Genomic DNA, 22,712 nt, shown 5'->3' on the forward strand with positions numbered 1-22,712 from the left:
GGCCGCTTGTGTAGAATCCCGCCTCTTGGAAGCGTGGCAGAGTGGTCGATTGCACCGGTCTTGAAAACCGGCAACGGGAAACCGTTCGTGAGTTCGAATCTCACCGCTTCCGCCAGTCAATCATTGAAAACAAAGCCTGAGAAATCAGGCTTTTTTCATTGGTGCGCCGCCAGCAGGCCGGACGCAGAACAGGGGCCGATCACGGGTGAAAATAGGCCGCTTCGGGCCGCCCATTGCGCTGCCCACGCCAACCAGACATCGAACCCTTCATGCCAGAGAACGCCGCCCCGACCCCGTACACCACGCCGCTGGAACAGCACACGCCCATGATGGCGCAATACATTTCGATAAAAAGCCAGTACCCGGACACCCTGGTGCTGTACCGCATGGGCGATTTTTACGAGCTGTTCTGGGACGATGCGGAAAAGGCCGTGCGCCTGCTGGACATCACGCTGACCACGCGCGGGCAGTCGGCAGGGTTTCCGGTCAGCATGGCGGGGGTGCCGTTTCATGCGCTGGAGAACTATCTGGCCCGGCTCATCAAGCTGGGCGAATCGGTGGCGATCTGCGAGCAGGTGGGCGAAATCGGCGTGGGCAAGGGGCCGGTGGAGCGCAAGGTGGTGCGCGTGGTCACGCCCGGCACGCTGACCGATACGGCGCTGCTGTCCGACAAGAGCGAGGCGATGCTGCTGGCCCTGCACAGCGGCGGCCGCCAGCGCGTGGGGCTGGCCTGGATGAGCGTGACGCAGGGACGCATCCACCTGGCCGAATGCACGCAGGAGGCGCTGGCCGAAACCCTGGCCCACATCGCGCCCAGCGAGGTGCTGTACAGTGCGGGCGTGACGCAGCGCTTCGAGCAAGCTTTGCTGGACCTGCGCCACAACGGGCAGATCGGCTGCCCCATTGCCCCGCGTCCGGACTGGCAGTTCGACGCGGGGCTGGGCCGCAGCAAGCTCCTGGCCCTGCTGGGCAGCAGCAGCCTCAACGCCTGGGAGGCCGAAGACCTGCCCCTGGCCCACGCCGCCAGCGCCGCCCTGCTCGGTTACGCCGAACACACCCAGGGCAGCCAGTTGCCGCACATCCACAGCATCCAGGTGCAGCAAGGCGATGCGCTGATCCGCCTGCCCAGCAGCACCCGGCGCAATCTGGAACTGGTGCAAACCCTGCGCGGGGAAGACAGCCCGACGCTGTTCTCCCTGCTGGACACCTGCCAAAGCGGCATGGGCAGCCGCCTTTTGAAAACCTGGCTGCTGGAGCCGCCGCGCCACCGCGCCCCGGCGCAGGCGCGGCTGGAGGCCATCGGCGTGCTGCGCGGCGACCCGGCAGCGGCCAGCAGCGCCCCCTGGCAGGCCTTGCAGCAGCATTTGAAGGGCGTCAGCGACGTGGAGCGCATCACCGCCCGCACCGCCTTGCGCCAGGTGCGCCCGCGTGAACTGGTGGCACTGGCGCAAACGCTACAAAAAGCGCAGCTTCTGGCACAGACACCGCCTGCCCCGGCGGCCTACCTGACCGAGATTTTCAGCGACATCCAGCCGCCGCCCGGCTGCGCCGAACTGCTGCAACGCGCCCTGCTGCCCGAACCGGCGGCCCTGGTGCGCGACGGCGGGGTGATTGCCAGCGGCTTCGACACCGAGCTGGACGAGCTGCGGGCCATCCAGACCAACTGCGACGATTTCCTGCTGGAGCTGGAAGCCCGGGAAAAGCTGCTGACCGACATCCCCAACCTGCGCGTGCAGTTCAACCGCGTGCATGGCTTCTATATAGAAGTCACCAACAGCTACAAGGATGCCGTGCCCGCCCGCTACCAGCGCCGCCAGACGCTGAAGAATGCCGAGCGCTTCATCACCCCCGAGCTGAAGGCCTTCGAGGACAAGGCCCTGTCTGCCCAGGAACGCGCCTTGCAGCGCGAGAAGTGGCTGTACGACCAGTTGCTCGACCAGCTGCAAGCCTTCATCCCGCAACTCACCCGCGTGGCCCAGGCCATTGCCGCGCTGGACGTGCTGTGCTGCCTGGCAGAGCGGTCACTCACCTTGAACTGGTGCCCGCCCAGCTTCACCAGCCAGCCGTGCATCGAGATCGACCAGGGCCGCCACCCGGTGGTGGAAGAGCGCCTGGCGCAGACGGCCAACGCCACCTTCATCCCCAACAGCACCGACCTGAACCCGCGCCAGCGCCTGCACATCGTCACCGGGCCGAACATGGGCGGTAAATCGACCTACATGCGCCAGGTGGCCCTCATCGTGCTGCTGGCCAGCATGGGCAGCTACGTACCCGCCCGCGCCTGCCGCCTGGGGCCGATCGACGCCATCCACACCCGCATCGGCGCGGCGGACGACCTGGCCAACGCGCAATCGACCTTCATGCTGGAGATGACCGAGGCCGCGCACATCCTGCACAGCGCCACCGCGCACAGCCTGGTGCTGATGGACGAGATCGGCCGGGGCACCTCCACCTTCGACGGGCTGGCCCTGGCCAGCGGCATTGCCCGCCACCTGCACGACAAGGTACAGGCCTTCACCCTGTTTGCCACGCACTACTTCGAACTGACCGAGCTGCCCGCCCAGGCCCGCGCCGCCATCAACATGCACGTGACCGCCGCCGAGAACGGGCACGACATCGTCTTCCTGCACGAAATCCAGCCCGGCCCGGCCAGCCGCAGCTACGGCGTGCAGGTAGCCAAGCTGGCCGGTATCCCGGCCAGCGTGCTGCACCACGCCCGCCACACCCTGGCCGCGCTGGAAGAACGCGCCAGCGCAGGCGATGCACAGGTGGACTTGTTCGCCCCGCCGCCCGCCGCCGACATCCCCGCGCCCAGCGCCACCGAGGCGCTGCTGGCCCAGATCAACCCCGACGCCCTCACCCCGCGCGAGGCGCTGGAGGCGCTGTACCAGCTCAAGGCCACGTTGCAAAAGCAATAAAAGAGAGCTGCAAGCGCTTATTTATCAAGAATTTCAGGATTCAAATACTCTGAAACCCTTTATCAATCATCGAAAACAGCTCCTTATTCAATAGAAAACACCCATTCAATTCATAGGGAAAGATAGTAATAAGTTACTATCTTTCTCATGGACGCACCTGCCAAATACTTAAGCGCCGACGAGCGCCGCGCCGTCACCGTGGAAGCGGTGGTGGAACTGGCTGCCAGCGGCAACCCCAGCGATATCACCACCACGGCCATTGCCCGCCACATGGGGGTCACGCAAGGGGCGCTGTTCAAACACTTCCCCAATAAAGAAGCGATTCTGGAAGCGGTGATGGAATGGGTCGCGGGCAAGCTGCTCGCCCGCATCGACCACGCCATCGCGGCGGCGCCCACGCCCTGGGCGGCGCTGGAAGCCGTCTTCATGACCCATGTGCAATTTGCCGTGCAGCACCCGGGCGTGCCGCGCATGTTGTTCGGCGAGCTGCAGCGTGCCGAAAACTCCGCTCCCAAGCGCTTGGCGCAAACACTGATGCGCCAGTACGGGGAGCGCCTGCACGCCCTGGTGCAACAGGCCCAGGCCCAGGGCAGCGTGGCCGCCGATATCGATGTGCAGGCCACCGCGCTGCTGTTCATCGGCAGCGTGCAGGGCCTGGTGATGCAGGCCCTGCTGGGGGGGAATGTGCGCCAAATGAAGGAACAGGCTCCCGCCGTCTATGCCCTGTTTGCCCGTGCCTTGGCGGCCAACGCCTCCCAGCCCCCGAAAGCCGCAGCGGTATGAGGTGGCCCAAGCTCCCCCACCTGAAGGTGCTGGCCGTGCTGCTGCCCCTGGGCGCTTCGCTGCTGTGGGTGGCGCTGCGCACCGGACCGATGGCACCCACCCCCGTGACCGCCGTGCAGGTACAAAACCGGCCGCTCGCCCCCCAGCTGTTTGGCCTGGGCACGGTACAGGCACGGCAATTGCACAAGCTGGGGCCGACCGTGGCCGGACGGGTACTGACCCTGGCCGTGGACGTGGGCGATGCCGTCCAGGCCGGGCAGGTGTTGGGCACGATGGATCCGGTGGATCTGGATGAGCGCATCCGTGCCCTGGATGCAGCCCAAGCCCGCGCCCAGGCCAGCGTGCAGGAAGCGCAGGCGCGGCAGACCTTTGCCGCCGCCCAGGTAGGGCGCTATGCCGCACTGGCCCGAGCCCAGGCCAGCAGCGCCGAGAGCCTGCACCTCAAGCGCCAGGAGCTGGACGTGGCCCAGGCGGCCCTGACCGCCGCCCGCCATGAGTTGCAGCGCAGCCGCGCCGATGCCGCCGCGCTGCGTTCGCAGCGCCGGCATTTGCAACTGGTCGCACCAGAAGATGCCATCGTCACCGCCCGCGAGGCCGAGCCGGGCAGCACCGTGGTGGCCGGACAAGCCGTGCTGGAGCTGGTTGCGCCCGGCAGCGTGTGGATCCACCTGCGTCTGGACCAAAGCGCAGCACTGGGGCTGGCTGCGGGCCTGCCCGCGCATATCCGTTTGCGCTCGCGCGGCGATGCGGTGCTGCAGGGCCACGTGCTGCGTGTCGAGCCGCACGCCGACAGCGTGACCGAAGAGCTGCTGGCCAAAGTGGCCTTCACCGAAGTGCCCGCACCCCTGCCGCCCTTGGGCGAATTGGCCGAGGTCACGCTGAACCTGCCCGCCCTGCCCCCGGCCCCGGTCATCCCCGTGGCAGCCGTGCAGCGCCAGGGCACGGAGCGCGGCGTGTGGCAGCGCTCGCCCGATGGGCTGCGCTTTACCCCCGTAGTCTTGGGCCGCAGCGATTTGGCTGGCAACGTACAGGTGCTGGCCGGTCTGCAGGTCGGTGACACGGTGGTCGTGCACAGCGCCAAGGCTCTACGCAGCGGGGCCCGCGTACAGGTCGTCGACCGTCTGGCGGCCGGCACCACGGCAGGGGCTGCGCCATGATTTCCCTGGCCGGGCGCGACATTCTGCACAGTTGGGGCAAGTTTGTTTTTACCGGCATCGGTCTGGGCCTGCTGATTGGCGTGACCCTGGTGATGGCCGGGGTGTACCGCGGCATGGTCGATGACGGGCAGGCACTGCTGCACAACAGCGGCGCCGATCTGTGGGTAGTGCAGCAAGACACCCAGGGGCCCTATGCCGAATCGTCCAGCCTGGCCGACGATGCCTGGCACATGCTGCGGACCGTGCCCGGCGTGGCCGAAGCGGCCAACGTCACTTACTTCACCATGCAGGTGCGCCGGGCCGATACTGGCCAGGAAATCCGCGCCATGGTGGTGGGAATGGCGCCGACAGGGCAGGCTGCCGCCCCAGGCTGGCCGCCGCATCTGGTCGCCGGACGGCAAGTGATGCGCAGCCATTACGAGGCCGTGGCCGATGTGGCCGCAGGCTTTGCCCTGGGCGAGGAGATCACCATCCGCCGCCACCGCTACCGGGTCGTGGGCCTGACGCAGCGCATGGTCTCCTCCAGCGGCGACCCCATGGTGTTCATCCCGCTCAAGGATGCGCAAGAGGCGCAGTTTTTAAAGGACAACGATGCCATTTGGCGCCAACGCGCCCGCACGGCGGCCAATCCGGTGTTCAACCGCCCCGGGCAGCAGCAGGTGCTCGACGCCGTCCAGGCCAGCCAGGCCGGCAGCACATCGGTCAATGCCGTGCTGCTGCGCCTGGCCCCCGGCGCGGATGCCGACGCCGTGGCCCAGACGATTGCCCGCGCCAAGCGCTTCACGGTTTTTACCCGCGTCCAGATGCAAGAGGTGCTGGTGAGCAAGCTGATTGCCACCTCGGCCAAGCAAATCGGCATGTTTCTGGCCATTCTGGCAACAGTGAGCGCAGCCATCGTGGCCTTCATCATCTATACGCTGACCATGGACAAAATCCGCGAGATTGCCGTGCTCAAGCTCATTGGCACACGCAACCGCACCATCGCCGGGATGATCCTGCAACAGTCCCTGGCCCTGGGGCTGATCGGCTTTGCCGTGGGCAAGGTCAGCGCCACCTTCTCCGCACCCATTTTTCCCAAATACGTACTGCTGCTGCCGCAGGACAGCCTGGCTGCGCTGGCAGCAGTGCTGCTCATTTGCGCCCTGGCCAGTGTGGTGGCGATCCGCATTGCCCTGCGCATTGATCCGGCACAGGCCATCGGTTAAACATATTCATAGCTGCTGACGCTTTCCGGATAAGCGTTACTGGCCAATTTCTTTCAAAAACACCATGCACGACGGCATTCATATCGAACACCTGAGCAAGCGCTACGGCCAAGGCGATACCGCGGTGCTGGCGCTCAAGGACGTGAATATGCACGTCGCCCCTGGCGAGGTGGTGGGGCTGATCGGCCCTTCCGGCTCGGGCAAGAGCACCTTGCTCAAATGCCTGGGCGCGGTGATCGATCCGACCAGCGGACGCATGACGCTGGGCCGCGAGACGATTTTTGACAACGGGCGCTGGCAGGTCGGCGACCTGCGGGCGCTGCGCCGCGACAAGATCGGCTTTGTCTTTCAGGCACCGTACCTCATCCCCTTTCTGAACGTCATCGACAACGTGGCCCTGTTGCCCATGCTCGCCGGCGCACCCGATACGCAGGCCCGCGCCAAGGCGCTGGAACTGCTGACGGCGCTGGACGTGCAGCACCGCGCCCGGGCCATGCCCGTGCAGCTCTCCGGCGGCGAACAGCAGCGCGTGGCCATTGCCCGGGGCCTGGTCAACCGCCCGCCGGTCATCCTGGCCGACGAACCGACCGCGCCCCTGGACAGCGAACGCGCCCTGGCCGTGGCACGCATCCTGAACACCATGGCCCGGCAGTACCAAACAGCCATCATCGTGGTGACGCACGACGAGAAAATCATCCCTACGTTCAAGCGCATCTACCACATCCGCGATGGATGCACCCACGAAGAAGCCGGCCAGGGACGCAGCGTATAGCCGCCGCGCCCATAAGCAGGCCCTCCAGCCCCCCGGGCATGGAATGAACAGAAGCTGAACCGCACCTTCAGCCTGCATTCACGGACGAATTTCCACAATGGCTCCCAGCAGCACCGTTTGCTGCCTTGACCTTTAGGAGCCAACCATGTCCAACTCACACCCCCGCTCTTCCGCCAGCACATCTGCCGCACTGCACCGCCGCTCCTGGTGGCCCAGTCTGGTTGCCGCCTGCCTGCTGGCGACCAGCGCCTCGGCCTGGGCCGACGACGATTGCCAAGTCCCCATCGACCAATGGCAGCCACGCTCTGCCGTGCAGGCAATGGCCCAGCAGCGCGGCTGGCAGGTCGAGCGCATCCACATCGACGACGGCTGCTACGAAGTGCGCGGCACGGATGCCCAGGGCCGGCACTTCAAGGCCAAGGTCGATCCCAAGACCCTAGAGCCGATCAAATTCAAACTCAAACACGAAAAGCGCACCAAAGGCCATGAAACCTCGCCAGGCCTCCCGGTCCTGGCACCCCCCGCCGGAGCACCCGCAGCCTCCGCCGTCCGCCCTGCCATTCGCAGCAGCGCCCGCATTGAATAACCCGCACCGAACAGGCAGCCACCATGATCTCCTTCACTCTTCCCCGCCTGGGCGCGATTGCCGCCGCCTGCGCCCTGCTTCTCCCCGGCATGGCGCAAAGCCGCCCTGTCACCATCACCACGCAATTGAAAAACTACGGTGGCGATGGCGCTTACCTGGCCATTTATCTCACCAATGCCCAAGGCGCCTACGCCGGCACGCTGTGGGTCGCCGGCGGCAAGGCCAAGTACTACAAGCATCTGAGCGCCTGGAGCCGCCTGTCTGCCGCCGACAACCAGCGCCTGCTGGGCATAACCGGTGCCAGCGTAGGCGCTGGCCGCACCCTGAAAGTGACCGCCGATCTGGCCGATACCCTGCTCGATGCGGGGTACGAAATCCGTATCGACGCAGCTGCGGAAGACATGCGCGACAGCCCTGCCGAGGTGCGCCTGCCGCTCTCGCAGGCCCAGGCCGGCCAGCCCCTGGCCGGCAAGCAATACATCCAATCCATGCGTTTTGACTTGCCCTAGACGGACAGAAGGAGTGCGACCATGCCATGGAAACAACTGCACCGCCATGTAGGCCTGGGCCTGGGGCTGCTGGTCTTGCTGCTGGCACTGACGGGCCTGGCTTTGGCGCTGGAACCGGTGCGCAGCCATGCCGCAGCCGGTGGCAACGCCTCGCCGGCCCTTGATCTGCCGACGCTGGCCCAGCGGGTGCAGGAGGAAATCACCGGAGTAGAGGAAATCCGCCGCCAGCCTGCTGGCACTCTGGTGGTGTACGCCTTCAATGGCGAGCAGGCCCAGGCCTGGCGCATCGATCCGGCCAGCGCCCAGGTGCTCGGCCCCTACCAACCCGGCCTGCTGCCGCGCTGGGTCAAGAACCTGCACCGTCAATTGCTGCTGGGCGATACCGGGCGCTGGCTGGCGGCCACTGCGGCTGCGGCCATGTGGCTGCTCAGTGTCAGCGGCTGGGTGCTGCTGCGGCGGCGCATGGGAGGCTGGCGGCACCTGTACGGCCGCGTGCAAGGCAGCGCCACGCAGCGTCTGCATGTGCAATGGGGCCGTTGGGCATTGCCGGTACTGTTGCTCTCCAGCAGCGCCGCTTTGATCATGGCTGCAGCCACCCAGGGCTGGCTCGATACCGAATCCGCCTTGGACGGGGCAGCGCCTGTCAGCCAAGTGCAAGGCCCGGCCCGCCCCCCGCAAGCCCTGACCGCATTGCATGCCTACCGCATGCAAGACCTGGAGGCCCTGCGCTTTCCCAGTGCCACCGACCCCATGCAAAACTGGCAAATCCGCACCCGCCAAGGCCAGGGGTGGGTCGACCGCTACAGCGGCACCCTGCTGGCTTGGAAAGCTGCCAGCCCCAGCCAGCAGCTCTACCGCTGGGCACGGTGGCTGCATACGGGAGAGTCCTCCCTGCTCTGGACGATAGTCTTGGCCCTGTCCAGCGCTGCCACTTTGGTGCTGGGCTATAGCGGCCTGCGCCTGTGGCGAGATGCCTCGAAACTCGCCACAGCCCCCTCGACCATCGCACACAACAGCCCTGCAGCACAGGCCGAAACATTGATTTTCGTGGCCAGCGAAGGCGGCAGCACCTGGGGCTTTGCCCGGGCCCTGCACCTGGCCCTGGTGTCCCAAGGCCAGCGCGTGCACAGCGCTGCGCTGGAACATTTCAATGACTATGCCGCCACCCGGCGCATCCTGATCCTGGCTGCCACCTATGGCGATGGCCAAGCCCCGTACCACGCCCGCCATGTACTGAACTTGCTGGCGCAGCGCCCGGCAGCCTCCGTTCCTGTGGCGGTGCTGGGTTTTGGAGATCGGCAATACCCCCGGTTTTGCGGCTTTGCCGACAAGCTGGCGCAGTGCCTTGCTGCCCGGGGCTGGCCCCGGCTCCTGCCCTGGGAAGGTATTCACCAGCAATCTCCGCAAGAATTTGCCCGCTGGGGACGCAACCTGGGTCAGGCACTGGGGCAGACACTGGCTTTGGACTACTGTCCGCCGCTGCCCGCCATGCACCGGTTCACCCTGGTGCAGCGCGACGATTACACCTGCCCGGGCGCGGAGCCCACGGTGGTATTGCACTTGCAGGCCAGCCCCCCGGACACCGCTTTGCCTGCATTTGATGGCGGGGATTTGCTGGGCGTCCTGCCCCCCGGTCAGCATGTGCCGCGCTATTACTCCCTGGCCAGCAGGCAGGCCGATGGCGCTGCACAAATTTGCGTACGCCTGGTACCCGGCGGGGAGTGCTCCTCTTTCCTGCACCGCCTCCAGGTCGGGGAAACGCTGCAGGCCTTTGTCCGCCCCAACCCTCGCTTTGCCTTGCCCCATGGACGCAGCCCGGTGCTGCTCATTGGCGCAGGCACCGGCATCGCCCCCCTGGTGGGCCTGATTCGTGCCCGGCACCAACGGCCCATGCACTTGTTCGTCGGCGCACGCCACCCGGCGCATGACTTGTTTTTTGGCGAGGAGCTGCAAGCCTGGCTGGCCGGCGGGCAACTGACCCGTCTGCACACGGCGTTTTCGCGGGTTGCCCCTGGCCGCTATGTGCAAGACCTGCTGCATGAAGAAAGCACCAGCATCGCCGCCTTGCTGGCCCAGGGCGCACAGGTGCGCGTATGCGGCAGCCTGGCCATGGCCCATGCCGTGGAACAGGTGCTACAGGGCATCCTGATTCGCCAGGGCCAATCGCTACAGGATTTGAAGGAGGCTCAGCGCTATGTCGAAGACGTGTTCTAACTTTCAGCGCCTGCATCTGCACGGTCCGACGATGGGCACGCGCTGGTCGGTCACCCTGGATGCGGCATTGTCCTCCCAGCAGCAGACTGCCCTGCACCAGGATCTGGCTGCCGTGCTGGAACGGGTGGATCGACAGATGTCCCCTTTTCGGGCGGACAGCGATTTGCTGCGCTGCAACTGCACCCCTCCAGGACAGTGGCTGGAACTGCCGCCAGAATTTTTGCAGGTACTCGATTGCGCTTTGGAAGTCTGTCGCCTCAGCGAAGGCGCATTTGATCCCGGCGTGGGCGACCTGGTGCAGGCCTGGGGCTTTGGTTCTGCATCTGCGCCCGATCCAGCGGCCATTGGCCATGCCCAGCAGCAGCCACGCCCGGTCACTTGGGAAATCCTGGAGCGCCAAGGATCGCGACTGCGCAAGCAGGCCCCTATTGCGCTGGATTTATGCGGCATTGCCAAAGGCTTTGCGGTCGACCTGATGACCGCAAAGCTGCGCCAGCACGGCATCCAGCATGCCCTGGTGGCCCTGGACGGAGAACTGTACGCCCTGGGCAGTCAGGCCTCAGGCCATGCCTGGCCCGTGGCCATAGAAAGCCCGGAACCAGGACGCCGCGCACTGCATGGCGTGGTGGAACTGCAAGATACGGCGGTTGCCACCTCGGGCGACTACCGCCATTACTTCACACTGGGCAATACCCGCATCGCCCACAGCATGGACCGCCAGCGCCGAGCCCCGGTGCGTAACGATGTCGCCAGCGTCACCGTACTGGCCTGCAGCTGCATGTGGGCCGATGCCTGGGCTACTGCCCTGCTGGTGTTGGGCAGCAACGCAGGCCTGGCCCTGGCCCAACGCCTGGGGCTGGAGGCCTTGTGGCTACTGCGCCGAGGCAACGCCTGGGTCGAACTGGGTCTGGGACGCTGGATAACATGAAGGTCCTGGCCGGACATTGCAGGCCCTGTCCCCGCATTTACTGCCACGGCGTGGGCACTACGGCTAAGATTTGCCCCATCTCTTCCCTTGCCACAGGTGCTGCCATGCCCCAGGAACGCCGCCAATTTCAACGCCTGCACTTCGATACGCACGCCCAGTTCGTCTGTGCAGGACAGGCCCACTCCGTGCAGTTGCTGGACATTTCGCTGCGCGGCGCACTCATAGAGGCGCCCGGCGCAATCACCTGGCCCAGGGAAGCGCCCTGCCAGCTCATCATTACCCTGGGCCAGGACTGCCATATCGCCATGGCCGCCGAGGTGGCCCATGTGCAGGGGGGACAGATCGGCCTGCGCTGCCGCAACATCGACCTGGACAGCATCACCCACCTGCGCCGCCTGCTGGAGCTGCAACTGGGCGACCCGGCCCTGCTGGAGCGCGACCTGAGCCAGTTGTGTGCCCTGTAAATTTCTCCTGCCGCTTCCGCCATGCAACCCTTGATCTTTGCCCACGCCAACAGCTTTCCGGCGGGCACCTACGAATACCTGTTCGCGCAACTGCGCCAGCGCGGCTTTGACGTTCACGCCCTGCCGCGCTTCGGGCACGACCCGGCCTACCCGGTCACGGACAACTGGCCCTATCTGGTGCAGCAGCTGCGGGACTTTGCCCAGCCGCTGGTGGCGCAGTGGGGCCAGCCGGCGCTTCTCGTCGGGCACTCGCTGGGCGGCTTCGTCAGCCTGATGGCCGCCGCGCAGACCCCCGAGTTGGCGCGTGGCGTGCTGCTGCTCGATTCGCCCCTGCTGGGCGGCTGGCGGGCCACCTCGGTGCTAGCGGCCAAGCGCTCCCGGCTGGTGGACACCTTCTCGCCGGGCAAGATCAGCCGCAAGCGCCGCATCCGCTGGGGCAGCGCCCAGGAGGCGCTGGAACACTTCCAGCGCAAGCAAAGCTTTGCCCGCTGGCACCCGCAGATGCTGCAGGACTACATCCGCCACGGTCTGCAGCAGGACGAGCAGGGCCAATACACGCTGTGGTTCACGCGCGAAGAAGAAACCGCCATCTACAACAGCCTGCCGCACAACCTGGGGGCCTGGCTGCGCCGCCACCCGCTGCGCTGCCCGGTGGCCTTCATCGGCGGGCGCCAATCGCACGAAATGCGCCAGGTCGGCATGGAAATGACCGAGCGCGTCACGCGCGGGCGCATCATGCTGCTCGACGGCACGCACCTGTTTCCCATGGAACGCCCGCTGGTCACGGCGGCCGCCATCGAAGCCAGCTGGCTGAACCTGGCCAGCATCGCCACGGCATAGGTCTTTTGACTTTTTGGACGCCATTGCCCCGTCCGCTGCGCTATATCCTTCGGCACCATGCCCCTGTATTACCTGGAATTTGACTTCAGCGAAGACGAAGCCGGCAATGCCTGCTGGGATGCCCTGGCCAGCGTCGCCCCCCTGCACTGGGACGCCTTGCTGGCCGAAGCGCACAGCGTACTGGCATGGTGTGCAGCACAGGGCGAACCGGGCGATCTGGATGCCGGGTTCTGCTGGGACTTCGACCTTCAGGCCATGCTCGAAGAAGCGCAATCCACCACCCCGATCGCGCTGGCATGGACACCGGCTGGCTGGCACTGCTCCACGGCATTGCCGGATACCGGACGGCGCTGTTTAAGCCTGACCATCAGCGGCGCAGGCGCGTTTGCCCACGCGTTCGGGCAATGCTGGCATACGGATTGAAGAATGCCAGAATCCTGCAACAAAATTTTTTAATTTGGCCATTGAAAATTAAACAAAAACCCAAATCCGAATAAAAAAATCAACCCAGTGAAAACCCTTGGTTTGCCGTAAAAAGCGGCGAAACCGAGGGTTTCCATTCCTGTACGCATGTCGCAGCTCCTTAAAATTCCGCGCTGTTTCGGGGTCGTCACCCAAAGTAACCGGCCATTTACCCCTCTGGCCTTACTTGTCCCCGTTCTTCGCCCATTCTGGAGACACCATGCAGGCACTGCTAAAACTATCCAAGGCCATTGACCGCCTGAACACCTTTGTCGGGCGTTACGTCATCTGGCTCATCCTGGCTGCGACCCTGGTCAGCGGCATCAACGCCGTCGTGCGGAAGGTTTTCCACACCAGTTCCAACGCCTTTCTGGAAGTGCAGTGGTACTTCTTTGCGGCTTCGTTCCTGCTGGCCGCAGGCTACGCGCTGCTGGAAAAGGAACACGTCAAGGTGGACGTGATCAACGCCAAGCTGTCGCAGCGCACCCGCGTGTGGATCGACATCTTCGGCTTCATCTTCTTCCTCACGCCTGTTTGCATCGTCGTACTGAAATACAGCATTCCCTTCTTCATCCAGGCCTACCAGTCCGGCGAAGTCTCCAGCAACGCCGGTGGCCTGATCCGCTGGCCGGTATACCTGATGATGCCCCTGGGCTTTGGCCTGCTGATGCTGCAAGGCTTCTCCGAACTCATCAAACGCATTGCCTTCCTGCGCGGCCTGATTCCTGACCCGATGGTCAAGGTTCTGGCGCAATCCGCCGAAGAAGAACTGGCCGAAGCCATTCGCCTGGCGGAAGAGAAAGCTGCCGCCCAAAAAGCCCAAAACGCTTAATCGCGCAGGAGAACTTACGTGGAATTCATTGCCAACAACCTAGCCCCGATCATGTTCGCGGGCCTGATCTGCTTTCTATTGATCGGCTTTCCCGTGGCGTTCAGCCTGGGCGCCTGCGGCCTGTTTTTTGCCTTTATCGGCATCGAGCTGGGCGTGCTGCCCGAAGCGCTGATGCAAGCACTGCCATTGCGCATTTACGGCGTGATGCAGAACGAAACCCTGCTGGCCATCCCCTTCTTCACCCTGATGGGGCTGATATTGGAACGCAGCGGCATGGCCGAGGACTTGCTGGACACCGTGGGCCAGCTCTTCGGTCCCATCCGTGGCGGCGTGGCCATTGCCGTGATCGTGGTGGGCGCCATGCTGGCGGCCACGACCGGCGTGGTGGCGGCCTCGGTGATCTCGATGGGCCTGATCTCGCTGCCCATCATGATGCGCTACGGCTATGACCGACGCATTGCCTCCGGGGTGATTGCCGCCTCGGGCACGCTGGCGCAGATCATTCCGCCCTCGCTGGTGCTGATCATTCTGGCCGACCAGCTGGGCCGCAGCGTGGGCGACCTGTACAAGGGCGCCTTCATCCCCGGCTTCATGCTGGTGGGCCTGTACATGCTGATGATCTTCGTCATCGCCTTCTTCCGCCCCAACATGGTGCCCGCCCTGCCGCCCGAAGCGCGTGACCTGAAAGACAAGAACGGCAACTCCGGCCTGCCTTCGCTGCTGGTGCTGACGGGGATTTGCGTGGGCCTGTCCATCTTCGCCGCGCAGAACATGGAAACCATCCACACCTGGTTCACCGGCGAAGTGGTGGAACACGTCGCCAAGGATGAAACCATCGTCTTTGCCATGTGCTTCGGCGTTGCCCTGGCCTTCGTGGCCGCGTCGATCAACCGCATCACCGGCATGGGTCTGCTCTCGACCGTGGCAGAAAAAGTCACCTTCGTGCTGATTCCGCCGCTGCTGCTGATCTTCCTGGTGCTGGGCACCATCTTCCTGGGCATCGCCACCCCCACCGAAGGCGGCGCCATGGGCGCCCTGGGCGCGATCATCCTGGCCGTCAGCCGCCGCCGCCTGAACTACAAGCTGCTCAACCAGGCGCTGGTGGGCACCACCAAGCTGTCGTGCTTCGTGGTCTTCATCCTGCTGGGCGCAACCATCTTCGGCCTGACCTTCCAGGGCGTGGACGGCCCGATGTGGGTGGAACACCTGCTGTCCGACCTGCCGGGCGGCCAGCTGGGCTTCCTGATCCTGGTGAACGTGATGGTCTTCTTCCTGGCGTTCTTCCTGGACTTCTTCGAGCTGTCCTTCATCGTGGTGCCGCTGCTGGCCCCGGTGGCCGAAAAACTGGGCATCGATCTGGTGTGGTTCGGCGTGCTGCTGGCGATCAACATGCAGACTTCCTTCATGCACCCGCCCTTCGGTTTCGCCCTGTTCTACCTGCGCTCCGTTGCGCCGGACAAGGAATACACCGACAAGGTCACCCGCAAGCGCATTGCCCCCGTGACCACCACGCAGATCTACATGGGTTCCATCCCCTTCCTGTGCCTGCAACTGATCATGGTGGGCCTGGTTATCGCCTTCCCTGGCATCGTCTCCAGCGGCCTGGATGAAAAGATCGATTACGACCTGGACGCCATCCGCGAACAAATGGAAGCGAACATGCCGGAGGCGATCGACTTCGACAACCCGTTCATGGATGAAGGCGCCGCCGCCCCCGAAGCAGACGACCCGCTCAAGTCCATGCAGGACGCGCTGGAAGCCCCGGCGGACTAAACCGCCGATCCACCCCTCTGCAAGAACCCGGCCCCTGGCGCCTCGGCCCAGGGGCTTTTTCATGGATAAAATTAGTAAAATTTCAAGCGTGATTTTTTATTAGTGACGACCGCTATTTAAGCCGCCTTAACTTACGCGCCATGCCCACCCGCGACACCTCACAAGACACACAGCCGACGAATCCCAGAATCGGGCGCTACGTGTCGACCGTAGCCTTTGACGAGACCGTCAACGCCTACGTTCCGCCCGCCCTGCCGCCCGAACCACCGCTGGCGCTTTCGGCACAGCTACTACAGCGACTGAGCGAGGCTGACCGGGCGATTGGCCGACTGGATGGCGTAGCCATGCTACTCCCCGACAAGGCCCTGTTCCTCTACATGTACGTGCGCAAGGAAGCGGTTCTGTCCTCGCAGATCGAAGGCACCCAGTCCACCCTGGACGATCTGCTCCAGTTCGAGAACGCGGCGCTGGCCGGAAAGCCTCTCGACGACATCACCGAGGTGTCCAACTACGTGGACGCGATGATGTATGGGCTGAGTGTCCTGCGTGCCCCGAAAGGATTACCGCTGTGCCTGCGCCTGCTGCGGGACATGCACGCCCGCCTCCTCCAGAAGGGGCGCGGGCAAAACAAGAGCCCGGGCGAATTCCGCCGCTCCCAGAACTGGCTTGGGGGTACCCGGCCGGGCAACGCCCACTATGTGCCGCCGCCAGTCAATGAAATGGAGAAGTGCCTGGGAGAGCTTGAACGCTTCCTCCACGACGATGCCGCACTCATCCCGCCGCTCATCAAGGCAGGCTTGCTGCATGTGCAGTTCGAATCCATCCACCCGTTCCTGGATGGCAATGGACGTCTGGGCCGCCTGATGATCGCCCTCTTCCTGGTCGAGAAGAAAATCCTTCACGAGCCACTGCTGTACCTGAGCCTGTACCTCAAAACCCATCGGGAACAGTATTACCGCTTGCTGCAGGACGTCCGGCTGCGGGGGGACTGGGAAACCTGGACGGAATTTTTTCTGACCGGCGTGGCAGAGACCGCCAACAACGCCTATGAGAGCGCGATGCGCATCGTAGCCCTGTTCCAGACCGACAGAGAGCGTATCGCAAGTGGTGGCGAGCAGACCAACTCCATGCTGCGTGTGCATGAGCTGCTGCAAACACATCCGTTTCTCAATGCCGCACAAGCCCAGCAGAGAACCGGCCTCAGTGCGCCGACCGTCAACAAGGCATTCGAAGCGTTGGAGAAGCTTCAAATCGTGGGCGAAATTACCGGCAAACAGCGCGGTCGTGTCTATGCCTATACGGAGTTTCTGAAGATTCTGGAAAGCGGAACCGAGGTTCAACCGCCTGCCCAGTAGCTGGAATGATCCGGCCATACCCACCATGCGCCAACCGATGCGACTGATACGATGGCACGCACTGACCAATGACTTTTTTTGAAATGAAACTTGCGACCTGGAATGTAAATTCTCTGACCGTGCGCCTGCCCCAGGTGCTGGACTGGCTGGCAGCCAACCCCGTCGATGCCCTGGGCTTGCAGGAGCTGAAACTCACCGACGACAAATTCCCCCATCTGGAGCTGGAGGCGGCAGGCTACCAGTGCGTGAGCCACGGCCAGAAAACCTACAACGGCGTGGCCATCCTCTCGCGCCACCCGATCGGCGACGTGGTGCGCAACCTGCCCGATTTCCCGGACGAGCAGGCCCGCGTCATCACCGCCACGCTGGAGACGCCACTGGGGCCGCTGCGGCTGATCAACGCCTATTTCGTCAATGGGCAGGCACCGGGCACGGACAAGTTCGCCTACAAACTGCGCTGGCTGGCCGCGCTGACCGCGTGGGTGCGCAGCCAATTGGCCGCCCACCCGCGCCTGGTACTGATGGGGGATTTCAACGTCACCCCCGACGACCGCGACACCTTCGACCCCGTCGGTCTGGCCGGGACGATTCACCACACCCCCGAGGAACGCGCCCACTTCCAGGAGCTGCTCGGCCTGGGGCTGCACGACAGCTTCCGCCTGTTCGAGCAGCCGGAAAAAAGCTTTTCCTGGTGGGACTACCGCATGTTGGGCTTCCAGAAAAACCGGGGGATGCGCATCGACCACATCCTGATCGGCGATGCGCTCAAGCCCCAGGCCCGCGCCTGCCACATCGACCGCACGCCACGCAAGAACAAGCAGCCCAGCGACCATACGCCGGTCGTATTGCACTTGGAGAAATAAAAAATAGCTGTATCCGATTTGTATATAAGGTTTTCACGATGTTTTATCTATAAAAACCTTATATACAAAGCGGAAGAAGCTATATTTTTTATCCAGCCATACCGCCACGCTCTCCTATGCCCACCGCCACTCCCGCTGCCCTCGTCTGGCTGCGCCGTGATCTGCGTTGCGATGACCATAGCGCCCTGTACCACGCGCTGCGCCGCTTTCCGCGGGTCTATTGCGCGTTTGTGTTCGATACCGACATTCTCGATGCCCTGCCCACGCGCTGCGACCGGCGGGTCGAGTTCATCCACGCCAGCGTAGTTGAACTGCACCAGCATCTGCAACAACTGGCCCGGGAAAGCGGCTCGCCCGGGGGCGGACTGATCGTGCGCCACGGCCCGGCCGTGCCGTGCATCGTGCAGTTGGCGCGTGAGCTGGGGGTGCAGGAAGTGCTGGCCAACCGCGACTACGAGCCGGCCGCCATGGCCCGCGACTGCCAAGCGGCCCAGGCATTGCACGCGGCAGGCATCGCCTTCAGCGACTACAAGGACCAGGTGCTGCTGGAAAAAAACGAGGTGCTGACCCGGCAAGGCCAGCCTTTCAGCGTGTTTACACCCTACAAGCGGGCCTGGCTGGAAAAGCTCGATGCGTTTCAACGCACGCCTTACCCGGTGCAGCGTTATGCCCGGCACTTGGCTGCGCTGCCGGACGAAGCCCCCTTGCCCACGCTGCAGGCGCTGGGCTTTATGCCAACCAACCTGCGCACGCTGGCCCTGCCCACCGGGATGAGCGGCGCCCGGCAGCTGCTGCAAGACTTTCTGCCGCGCCTGCCGGCTTACCACGAGGCACGCGATTTCCCCGGGCGCAAAGGGGTTTCGTATTTATCGGTGCATCTGCGCTTTGGCACCGTTTCCATCCGCCAACTGGCCGCGCTGGCCGCACGGCAGGCGGCTACCGGCTGCCAGGGGGCGCAGACCTGGCTGTCTGAACTGGCCTGGCGTGACTTTTATTTCATGATTCTGTGGCACCACCCGCAGGTGATCACACAAGCCTTCAGGCCCGAATACGGGCATGTGCAATGGGACGAAGCGCCAGCACTGTGGCAAGCCTGGTGCGAGGCCCGCACGGGCTATCCGCTGGTCGATGCCGCCATGCGCCAGTTGCTGCAAACCGGCTATATGCACAACCGCCTGCGCATGGTGGTGGCGAGTTTTCTGACCAAGGACCTGGGCATCGACTGGCGCCGGGGCGAGCGCTTTTTTGCCCGGCATCTCAACGACTACGATCTGGCCGCCAACAACGGGGGCTGGCAGTGGGCCGCCTCGACGGGCTGCGACGCACAACCGTACTTCCGCATCTTCAACCCCGTCACCCAGTCGCAAAAATTCGACCCCGAGGGACGTTTCATCCGCCGCTACCTGCCCGAACTGGCCCACGTACCGGACAAGCACCTGCATTTTCCTGCGGCCATGAAGCCCGCCGAACTGGCCGCCTGCGGACTGCGCCTGGGGGTGGACTACCCGCAGCCCATCGTCGATCACGCCCAGGCACGGACGCGCACCTTGCTGCGGTTTCAGCGCTGATCGCCAGAAAATCTGCGCATCGCCTCGGCAACCGGCGCTTCCTGGCGGGATCGGGCTAAGAGCGTGTTTACGATCTCGGCGCGAAGGGGTGCGGGATGCGGATCGGGATGGGCTGCCAGGCGCAAACCGCAGCCATAGCGGTGCTATGGCGAGGATTTGCAACGACGCAGAGCGCCCGAGGCCGCGACTGCACACCCGCGCGGAGATCGTAAACACGTTCTTACACATGCCGCTTGGCAGCCGCATCCTTCTCCAGCTGCTGCCAGCTGTCTTCCTCGGCATGGCGGTGCAACGCGCTGATCAAGGCGCAGCGGGCGCTGCCGTCGCCGTTGCAGCGCTGATGCAGGGCAGATAGCTCCTGCTCCAGCAATTGCAGCTCGGCCAGGCGCTGGCGCACGTGGCCCAGGTGGTCGGCCACGGTGGCGGTGGCGGCGCGGCAGTCCTGCGGGCTGTCCCAGTTCAAATCGAGCAGGGTACGCACCTCGTGCAGCGACATGTCCATCGCCCGGCACATGCGGATGAAGCGCAGCCGGTGGACGTCGGCGCTGCTGTAGCTGCGGTAGGCGTTGTCCTGGCGCTGGGCGGCGGGCAATAGCCCCTGCTTTTCATAAAACCGGATGTTGGCCGCGCTGACGCCGCTGTGCCGGGCAGCCTCGCCGATGCGTAAAAACACATTCTCTGCCATGGGGCTTGACCTTGAAGTTACTTGCAGGTTTCCAATCATGGCATGGAACACACGCCCCCCACCACCAGCTGCTGCGGCACATGCAGCGCCCCCGCCCCGCATGGCAAGCATGGGCACGATCACCAGCACGGCCATGACGACCACCATGGACACGATCATGGACATGACCACGGCAATCTGCCCTCCTGGCCGCGCATCGGTGCAGCCCTGGTGCTGGCCCTGGGGGCAGAAGCCGCCCACTGGGGGCAAGCCGGCAGCCCTGCCCTGCACTACCTGGGCATGGTTCTGGCCATCGTCGCCATTGCGCTGGCCGGGGTGGGCATCTACCGCCAGGGCCTGCAAGACCTCAGGCGCCTGCGCCTGGGCATCCATGCGCTGATGGCCGTGGCCGTCACCGGCGCCTTTTTGATCGGCCAGTGGCCCGAGGCCGCTATGGTGATGGCCCTGTACGTCGCCGCCGAACGCCTGGAAGACCAGGCCATGGACCGCGCCCGCGATGCCGTCGGGCAACTGCTGGCCTCGGCCCCCGCCACAGCCCAGGTGCGCCAGGACGACGGCAGCTATGCCAGCACCGCCATCGAGGCCGTGCCCGTCAATGCCCTGGTGCGGGTCATGCCGGGCGAGCAGATTCCCCTGGACGGCACCGTCGCCGAAGGCTTCAGCAGCATCGACCAGGCACCCATCACCGGCGAAAGCACCCCGGCGGACAAAGGCCCGGGCGATACCGTCTGGGCGGGCAGCATCAACCAGCAGGGGCTGCTGTTCATCCAGGTGAACCAAGCCAGCGGCGACAGCCTGCTCACCCGCATCGTGCGGGCCGTGGAACAGGCCCAGGCCCGCAAGGCGCCCACGCAGCGCTTCGTCGATCAGTTTGCCCGCGTCTACACCCCCATCGTCCTGCTGCTGGCGATTGCGCTGGCCGTGCTGGCCCCCTGGCTGCTGGGCTGGAGCGTGCCCGATGCCCTGTACCAGGCACTGGCGCTGCTGGTCATCGCCTGCCCCTGCGCCCTGGTGCTGTCCACGCCGATCACCATCGTCAGCAGCCTGACGGCAGCGGCCCGCCACGGCCTGCTGCTCAAGGGCGGCAGCGTGCTGGAAGCAGCGCACCGCCTGCGCCACATCGCCCTGGACAAAACCGGCACCCTGACCACGGGCCGCCCCAGCCTGCAGGATTGGCAGGTTTTCGACAATACGGATGCCGATGCTGCCCCCCGTTACGCCGGCATGGCCTGGGCCATTGCCCGCCATTCGGAGCATCCCGTCTCCCAGGCCATTGCCCAGGGTCTGGCTGCCGCACCGGAACCAACCATCGGCACCCTGACCGCCCTGCCCGGGCGCGGCGTGCAGGCGCAACTGGCCGATGGCGTAGCCCTCTTCCTGGTCAATCTGCGCTGGGTGGAAGAGCAGGGCCTGGCCACCCCGGCCATCGCCGTACTTGTCAGCGCCCAGGCAGCCCAGGGCCGCAGCGTCAGCCTGCTGGCCACCGCCACCCGGGTGCTGGCCTGGTTTGCCGTGGCCGATACCCTGCGCCCCCATGCTCCGGCAGCGGTGGCGCAACTACACGCCCTGGGGCTGCAAGTGCATCTGCTCAGCGGCGACCACCCCGGCACGGCCCAGGCCATCGCTGCCCAGGCCGGTATCGACCACGCCCAGGGTGGCCTGCTGCCCGAAGACAAGCTGGCCCGGCTGGCCCAACTGCAAACCACCGGCCCCACCGCCATGGTGGGCGACGGCATGAACGATGCCCCTGCGCTGGCCCAGGCGGATGTCGGCTTTGCCATGGGCGGCGCCCACAGCACGGCAATGGCGATGGAGACAGCCGACGTCGTCCTGATGCACGACGACCTGCGCCGCGTGGCCGATACCGTGCGCCTGTCGCGTACCACCCGCAACGTGCTGTGGCAAAACATCGCCCTGGCCCTGGGCATCAAGCTGGTGTTCTTCGCCCTGGCCGTCACCGGCCACGCCAGCATGTGGCTGGCCGTGCTGGCCGACATGGGCGTCAGCCTGCTGGTCGTGGCCAACGGCCTGCGCCTGCGCCGTTGGCGCGGCTCCTGAACGTGTTGCGCAAAGGACTTTCGTATGCAGGATATCGGCGGAAATTTACAATTCCGCCGTTTTTGCCCAAGCCACCATGACCACCCCACCCCCAGCCGATACCGTTCCCCCCATCATTACCTCTGCCCCCGAAGCGCCGCCCCACACCCTGCCCGAGGACAGCGCGGCCATTGCCACGGGGGTGCTGCTGGTGGCCCTGGGCGTGGCTTTTTTCCAGCAGACCGGGCTGCTGACCGGGGGCATTACCGGCCTGGCCTTCGTACTGCACTACAGCACCGGCACCAGCCTGGGGCTGTGGCTGTTTCTGCTGAACCTTCCGTTCTACTGGCTGGCCGTGCGCAAGCTGGGCTGGGCCTTTACCGTGAAAACCTTTTGCGCCGTGGGCCTGCTGTCGCTGGCCACCGAGTTGCAGCCGCACTGGTTCACCCTGAACGACATCCACCCGGCCTACGGCGCCATGGCCGGGGGCGTGCTGGTGGGCGTGGGGATGCTCATCATGTTCCGCCACCGTTGCAGCCTGGGCGGCATCGGCATTGCCGCGCTGTACCTGCAGGAGCGCTACGGCTGGCGGGCCGGACGGGTGCAGATGGCCGTGGACTGCGTGATTCTGGTCAGCGCCTTCGTCCTGCTGGAGCCGGAACGGGCGCTGTGGTCGGTCGCAGCGGCGCTGGTACTCAATCAGGTACTGTCGATGAACCACCGCCCTGGCCGCTACGTGGTGGTTTAGGAACTAATCTACC

At 64.9% G+C, this 22,712-nt stretch carries 20 protein-coding genes and 1 tRNA gene; 20 read left to right on the top strand and 1 reads right to left on the bottom strand.

The genetic code is table 11. The annotated features are described in order from the left end of the window. Window positions 1–27: 27 nt before the first annotated feature. The 18 genes from ACFO3A_RS00285 to ACFO3A_RS00370 all read left to right on the top strand — a co-directional run bounded on the left by ACFO3A_RS00285 (window position 28) and on the right by ACFO3A_RS00370 (window position 19,229). Window positions 28–115, top strand: a tRNA-Ser gene (locus ACFO3A_RS00285). 154 nt (window positions 116–269) lie between these two features. Beyond that, a complete protein-coding gene (gene mutS / locus ACFO3A_RS00290; RefSeq protein ID WP_417286498.1) occupies window positions 270–2,918 on the top strand; it encodes a DNA mismatch repair protein MutS in 2,649 nt (882 codons plus the stop codon). Between the two features lie 147 nt (window positions 2,919–3,065). Beyond that, a complete protein-coding gene (locus ACFO3A_RS00295; RefSeq protein ID WP_377722939.1) occupies window positions 3,066–3,701 on the top strand; it encodes a TetR/AcrR family transcriptional regulator in 636 nt (211 codons plus the stop codon). Further along, on the top strand, window positions 3,698–4,858 hold the full coding sequence (locus ACFO3A_RS00300) for an efflux RND transporter periplasmic adaptor subunit (RefSeq protein ID WP_377722940.1): 1,161 nt from the start codon (window positions 3,698–3,700) through the stop codon (window positions 4,856–4,858). The genes ACFO3A_RS00295 and ACFO3A_RS00300 overlap by 4 nt, the downstream gene beginning before the upstream one ends. After that, window positions 4,855–6,063 carry an ABC transporter permease gene (locus ACFO3A_RS00305; RefSeq protein ID WP_377722941.1) on the top strand — a complete coding sequence of 403 codons (1,209 nt, stop codon included), beginning with the start codon at window positions 4,855–4,857 and terminating at the stop codon, window positions 6,061–6,063. Before ACFO3A_RS00300 ends, ACFO3A_RS00305 begins: the two co-directional genes overlap by 4 nt. Window positions 6,064–6,127: 64 nt before the next feature. Next, a complete protein-coding gene (locus ACFO3A_RS00310) occupies window positions 6,128–6,835 on the top strand; it encodes an ABC transporter ATP-binding protein (RefSeq protein WP_377722942.1) in 708 nt (235 codons plus the stop codon). Window positions 6,836–6,980: 145 nt separating this feature from the next. Beyond that, complete coding sequence (locus ACFO3A_RS00315) at window positions 6,981–7,421, top strand: PepSY domain-containing protein (protein ID WP_377722943.1); 441 nt, start codon at window positions 6,981–6,983, stop codon at window positions 7,419–7,421. A gap of 23 nt (window positions 7,422–7,444) precedes the next feature. Beyond that, window positions 7,445–7,930: a DUF2271 domain-containing protein gene (locus ACFO3A_RS00320; protein ID WP_377722944.1), complete on the top strand. Its 486-nt coding sequence runs from the start codon at window positions 7,445–7,447 to the stop codon at window positions 7,928–7,930. Window positions 7,931–7,951: 21 nt separating this feature from the next. Then, on the top strand, window positions 7,952–10,144 hold the full coding sequence (locus tag ACFO3A_RS00325; RefSeq protein ID WP_377722945.1) for a PepSY domain-containing protein: 2,193 nt from the start codon (window positions 7,952–7,954) through the stop codon (window positions 10,142–10,144). Next, a complete protein-coding gene (locus ACFO3A_RS00330; RefSeq protein WP_377722946.1) occupies window positions 10,125–11,072 on the top strand; it encodes an FAD:protein FMN transferase in 948 nt (315 codons plus the stop codon). Before ACFO3A_RS00325 ends, ACFO3A_RS00330 begins: the two co-directional genes overlap by 20 nt. A 104-nt stretch (window positions 11,073–11,176) precedes the next feature. Then, a complete protein-coding gene (locus ACFO3A_RS00335) occupies window positions 11,177–11,536 on the top strand; it encodes a PilZ domain-containing protein (protein WP_377722947.1) in 360 nt (119 codons plus the stop codon). 21 nt (window positions 11,537–11,557) lie between these two features. Then, the gene (locus tag ACFO3A_RS00340; RefSeq protein WP_377722948.1) at window positions 11,558–12,376 is read left to right on the top strand and encodes an alpha/beta hydrolase; all 819 of its coding nucleotides are present in this window, start codon (window positions 11,558–11,560) and stop codon (window positions 12,374–12,376) included. A 57-nt stretch (window positions 12,377–12,433) separates the two neighbouring features. Beyond that, window positions 12,434–12,799, top strand: coding sequence for a hypothetical protein (locus ACFO3A_RS00345; RefSeq protein ID WP_377722949.1), 366 nt, complete (start codon window positions 12,434–12,436; stop codon window positions 12,797–12,799). A 259-nt stretch (window positions 12,800–13,058) separates the two neighbouring features. Further along, window positions 13,059–13,670, top strand: coding sequence for a TRAP transporter small permease subunit (locus ACFO3A_RS00350; protein WP_377722951.1), 612 nt, complete (start codon window positions 13,059–13,061; stop codon window positions 13,668–13,670). An 18-nt stretch (window positions 13,671–13,688) separates the two neighbouring features. After that, window positions 13,689–15,443 carry a TRAP transporter large permease gene (locus tag ACFO3A_RS00355; RefSeq protein ID WP_377722952.1) on the top strand — a complete coding sequence of 585 codons (1,755 nt, stop codon included), beginning with the start codon at window positions 13,689–13,691 and terminating at the stop codon, window positions 15,441–15,443. 140 nt (window positions 15,444–15,583) lie between these two features. Then, window positions 15,584–16,798, top strand: coding sequence for a Fic family protein (locus tag ACFO3A_RS00360; RefSeq protein WP_377722953.1), 1,215 nt, complete (start codon window positions 15,584–15,586; stop codon window positions 16,796–16,798). Between the two features lie 83 nt (window positions 16,799–16,881). Next, entirely contained in the window at window positions 16,882–17,661 is a 780-nt protein-coding gene (gene xth, locus ACFO3A_RS00365; RefSeq protein ID WP_377722954.1) for an exodeoxyribonuclease III, read from the top strand. A gap of 116 nt (window positions 17,662–17,777) precedes the next feature. Beyond that, entirely contained in the window at window positions 17,778–19,229 is a 1,452-nt protein-coding gene (locus ACFO3A_RS00370) for a cryptochrome/photolyase family protein (protein WP_377722955.1), read from the top strand. Between the two features lie 220 nt (window positions 19,230–19,449). Here the strand turns inward: ACFO3A_RS00370 and ACFO3A_RS00375 are convergent, their stop codons facing one another. Further along, window positions 19,450–19,914, bottom strand: coding sequence for a MerR family transcriptional regulator (locus ACFO3A_RS00375; RefSeq protein ID WP_377722956.1), 465 nt, complete (start codon window positions 19,912–19,914; stop codon window positions 19,450–19,452). 42 nt (window positions 19,915–19,956) lie between these two features. On the opposite strand from ACFO3A_RS00375, the gene ACFO3A_RS00380 reads away from it, so the two are divergent. Continuing rightward, a complete protein-coding gene (locus ACFO3A_RS00380; RefSeq protein ID WP_377722957.1) occupies window positions 19,957–21,972 on the top strand; it encodes a heavy metal translocating P-type ATPase in 2,016 nt (671 codons plus the stop codon). A 76-nt stretch (window positions 21,973–22,048) separates the two neighbouring features. Continuing rightward, complete coding sequence (locus ACFO3A_RS00385) at window positions 22,049–22,699, top strand: YitT family protein (RefSeq protein WP_377722958.1); 651 nt, start codon at window positions 22,049–22,051, stop codon at window positions 22,697–22,699. Window positions 22,700–22,712 lie beyond the last annotated feature (13 nt).

The organism is Comamonas nitrativorans, from assembly GCF_042654765.1.
In the GTDB taxonomy this organism is placed as follows: Bacteria; Pseudomonadota; Gammaproteobacteria; order Burkholderiales; family Burkholderiaceae_C; genus Comamonas; species Comamonas nitrativorans.

What these genes read in the sequence shown, in the direction of transcription:
- mutS (WP_417286498.1), top strand. Translation starts at nt 270, where the DNA reads ATGCCAGAGAACGCCGCCCCGACCCCGTACACCACGCCGCTGGAACAG.
- ACFO3A_RS00295 (WP_377722939.1), top strand. Translation starts at nt 3,066, where the DNA reads ATGGACGCACCTGCCAAATACTTAAGCGCCGACGAGCGCCGCGCCGTC.
- ACFO3A_RS00300 (WP_377722940.1), top strand. Translation starts at nt 3,698, where the DNA reads ATGAGGTGGCCCAAGCTCCCCCACCTGAAGGTGCTGGCCGTGCTGCTG.
- ACFO3A_RS00305 (WP_377722941.1), top strand. Translation starts at nt 4,855, where the DNA reads ATGATTTCCCTGGCCGGGCGCGACATTCTGCACAGTTGGGGCAAGTTT.
- ACFO3A_RS00310 (WP_377722942.1), top strand. Translation starts at nt 6,128, where the DNA reads ATGCACGACGGCATTCATATCGAACACCTGAGCAAGCGCTACGGCCAA.
- ACFO3A_RS00315 (WP_377722943.1), top strand. Translation starts at nt 6,981, where the DNA reads ATGTCCAACTCACACCCCCGCTCTTCCGCCAGCACATCTGCCGCACTG.
- ACFO3A_RS00320 (WP_377722944.1), top strand. Translation starts at nt 7,445, where the DNA reads ATGATCTCCTTCACTCTTCCCCGCCTGGGCGCGATTGCCGCCGCCTGC.
- ACFO3A_RS00325 (WP_377722945.1), top strand. Translation starts at nt 7,952, where the DNA reads ATGCCATGGAAACAACTGCACCGCCATGTAGGCCTGGGCCTGGGGCTG.
- ACFO3A_RS00330 (WP_377722946.1), top strand. Translation starts at nt 10,125, where the DNA reads ATGTCGAAGACGTGTTCTAACTTTCAGCGCCTGCATCTGCACGGTCCG.
- ACFO3A_RS00335 (WP_377722947.1), top strand. Translation starts at nt 11,177, where the DNA reads ATGCCCCAGGAACGCCGCCAATTTCAACGCCTGCACTTCGATACGCAC.
- ACFO3A_RS00340 (WP_377722948.1), top strand. Translation starts at nt 11,558, where the DNA reads ATGCAACCCTTGATCTTTGCCCACGCCAACAGCTTTCCGGCGGGCACC.
- ACFO3A_RS00345 (WP_377722949.1), top strand. Translation starts at nt 12,434, where the DNA reads ATGCCCCTGTATTACCTGGAATTTGACTTCAGCGAAGACGAAGCCGGC.
- ACFO3A_RS00350 (WP_377722951.1), top strand. Translation starts at nt 13,059, where the DNA reads ATGCAGGCACTGCTAAAACTATCCAAGGCCATTGACCGCCTGAACACC.
- ACFO3A_RS00360 (WP_377722953.1), top strand. Translation starts at nt 15,584, where the DNA reads ATGCCCACCCGCGACACCTCACAAGACACACAGCCGACGAATCCCAGA.
- xth (WP_377722954.1), top strand. Translation starts at nt 16,882, where the DNA reads ATGAAACTTGCGACCTGGAATGTAAATTCTCTGACCGTGCGCCTGCCC.
- ACFO3A_RS00370 (WP_377722955.1), top strand. Translation starts at nt 17,778, where the DNA reads ATGCCCACCGCCACTCCCGCTGCCCTCGTCTGGCTGCGCCGTGATCTG.
- ACFO3A_RS00375 (WP_377722956.1), bottom strand. Translation starts at nt 19,914, where the DNA reads ATGGCAGAGAATGTGTTTTTACGCATCGGCGAGGCTGCCCGGCACAGC.
- ACFO3A_RS00380 (WP_377722957.1), top strand. Translation starts at nt 19,957, where the DNA reads ATGGAACACACGCCCCCCACCACCAGCTGCTGCGGCACATGCAGCGCC.
- ACFO3A_RS00385 (WP_377722958.1), top strand. Translation starts at nt 22,049, where the DNA reads ATGACCACCCCACCCCCAGCCGATACCGTTCCCCCCATCATTACCTCT.